Raw genomic sequence first — 2,101 nt, forward strand, 5'->3', positions numbered from 1 at the left:
CTTTCGTGAAAATCGCCCCTGATACCCGGCTACGCGGTGTCAGCCGGGGCATTCCAAAAGCATCGCCGAATCTGACCGTCAAAACAGTCGGATTTCCGTCGATCCGGGGGGGCCGTTTTTTCCATTTCGTAAATCAGTTGAAGCAGGAAAGAGACGTTAACCGCCGAGGCGGTAATCTGGGGAGCAATAGCGGGAGCCCCGGCCAGCATGTGGAATGACGACAATGCCATCTACGATGATGGCGAATGGATCACTTGGACCGAGATCAACTCCCACCTCGAACGGTTAGAGTTCGAAGCCCGCTTCCCAGACCTCGACGCCGATCTGGTGCCGATCTTCCAGAGCCTGCTTTCCACGGCGCAGGATTATTACGAACTGACCGGACGCCACCTACAGGTCTATGGCGATATCGGCGAGCTATACGGCGTCATCACGCATGGGCTGAAGCTCCACCGCAACTACGCCCAAGGGTCGGACGGGAAGATCGGCAACCACTTCGTCGAGGTGAAGACCATCACGCCGTTCAAGAGCAATGATGTCGTTGCCCTCAACCTCAAGCGCAACTTCAGCAAGGTGCTGATCGTGAAGGTCAGCGCCGACTTCGAGGTCAGGGGGAAGCTCATCGACCGGAAGGCGCTGCCCAAGATCAAGGGCGACCGCCTCATGCTCTCATGGGATCACTTCGAGCAGGCCGACGCGGCCTGACCATCACTTCGCCCGTTCGATGAGGCCCATGAGTTGGTTGCCGGTGCCAACGATGCGGAAGGCGTCATCGACCGTCTTGCCGGTGGTGGGGTCGTAGGTGCCAAGGATGCGGCCCGCGAAGTTGAAGGCCCGCTGCCGCCCCTGCGTCATGTCCTCGATATGCCCGATGATGAAACCACGCTGATCCCGGATCGTCGTTCGCGCCATACTCGCCTCCATGGTGATGACGGTCGAGGCTCTCACGGAAGTGCAAAATAATCGAACTAAATGAACTGCTTGACGCTTTCCAGAACTGGAGCGAGTCCTTCTGGAATGACCAAGCGCATCGCCCTCTACACCCGCGTCTCACAAGACAGCCAGACCACCGAGAACCAGCGTCGAGAACTCATGGCCGTCGCCGAACGACTTGGCTGGGAAGTCGTCGCCGAGTTCACCGACCACGGCATCAGTGGCTCGAAGGGACGTGACAAGCGCCCCGGCTATGACGCGCTGATGAAGGCCGTGGCGCGGCGCGAGATCGACATGGTGGCAAGCTGGGCCGTGGACCGGCTCGGACGCTCCCTCCAGAACCTCGTCACCTTCCTCACCGAGATCAACGCCAAGGGGGTGGACCTGTATCTCCACCAGCAGGCGCTCGACACCAGCACGCCCAGCGGACGCGCCATGTTCGGCATGCTGTCGGTGTTCGCCGACTTCGAGCGCGAGATGATCATTTCACGGATCAAGGCCGGGTTAGCGCGATCCACGAAACGGTCAGGCCGACCGCCCCTCGACGCCGAGAAAGTCGAGCGTATCAAGCGCTCCCTCACCAAGGGCGTCTCCATCAACGCCACGGCCAAGAAGCTCAAGGTCGGTGTCGCGACCGTCCATCGGGTTAAGCAGCAGATGGCGCTCGCCGCCTGATCAGCAAGCGCGAAACCAGTCCATCGCCTCGTCGAAGGTCATCGCCATTCCCGGCTGCGCGCCTGCCTGCTCGATACGCGCGAGGAAGTCCGGGTCGAGTTCTTCACCCCGGCAGATCGGGCACGGCTCATCATCGCCGTCCAAACACTCCTCGTTATGCCGATCTATCACCGAGCCCTCGTCCATGACCAAGACCGCCCATACCACAGAGCGCGCCCCATCACTCAACGCCGATGAAGACCGCAGCGGTTCGGGTGTTCTTCTGGGCATCGAACCTTCAAGCCCTCCCACCATTGAAAAGGCAGGACAAAACTCGACACTACCCGGCGACCTCGATCACCCACCTCGGCATAGTCCTCTTCTGGGCACCATTTGTTCTCAAAGCATTGATAATGCTGGGGGATCGTCGGCAAGACGGTCCCCAGAGAGCGTCTGCTACACAGAACTGCTACACAGTCCGGGGCACCAATCGTCCCCAAACCCTCGGAAAACT

The 2,101-nt window shown here is 60.1% G+C and carries 5 protein-coding genes; 3 read left to right on the forward strand and 2 right to left on the reverse strand.

Translation table 11 applies throughout. The features are described from left to right. Nucleotides 1–218 (forward strand): hypothetical protein (locus AC13EK_RS03465; protein WP_483022031.1); only part of this gene is annotated, 218 nt, incomplete at its 5' end. Then, complete coding sequence (locus AC13EK_RS03470; protein WP_483022032.1) at nt 208–705, forward strand: hypothetical protein; 498 nt, start codon at nt 208–210, stop codon at nt 703–705. The genes AC13EK_RS03465 and AC13EK_RS03470, both read left to right, overlap by 11 nt. A 3-nt stretch (nt 706–708) precedes the next feature. Here AC13EK_RS03470 and AC13EK_RS03475 read toward each other — a convergent pair whose 3' ends face one another. Next, complete coding sequence (locus AC13EK_RS03475) at nt 709–948, reverse strand: hypothetical protein (RefSeq protein WP_483022033.1); 240 nt, start codon at nt 946–948, stop codon at nt 709–711. Between the two features lie 69 nt (nt 949–1,017). Between AC13EK_RS03475 and AC13EK_RS03480 the strand changes: the two genes are divergently transcribed. Beyond that, complete coding sequence (locus AC13EK_RS03480) at nt 1,018–1,608, forward strand: recombinase family protein (protein WP_294443974.1); 591 nt, start codon at nt 1,018–1,020, stop codon at nt 1,606–1,608. On the opposite strand, the gene AC13EK_RS03485 is transcribed toward AC13EK_RS03480, so the two are convergent. After that, nucleotides 1,609–1,794 (reverse strand): hypothetical protein, encoded by a 186-nt coding sequence (locus AC13EK_RS03485; RefSeq protein WP_261935979.1) that lies wholly within the window; start codon nt 1,792–1,794, stop codon nt 1,609–1,611. Nucleotides 1,795–2,101: the final 307 nt, after the last annotated feature.

This window comes from Sphingobium sp. L-44 (assembly GCF_056859495.1).

Bases quoted from the DNA above. Each gene is read 5' to 3' on its own strand.
- AC13EK_RS03470 (WP_483022032.1), top strand. From the start codon at position 208: ATGTGGAATGACGACAATGCCATCTACGATGATGGCGAATGGATCACT.
- AC13EK_RS03480 (WP_294443974.1), top strand. From the start codon at position 1,018: ATGACCAAGCGCATCGCCCTCTACACCCGCGTCTCACAAGACAGCCAG.
- AC13EK_RS03485 (WP_261935979.1), bottom strand. From the start codon at position 1,794: ATGGACGAGGGCTCGGTGATAGATCGGCATAACGAGGAGTGTTTGGAC.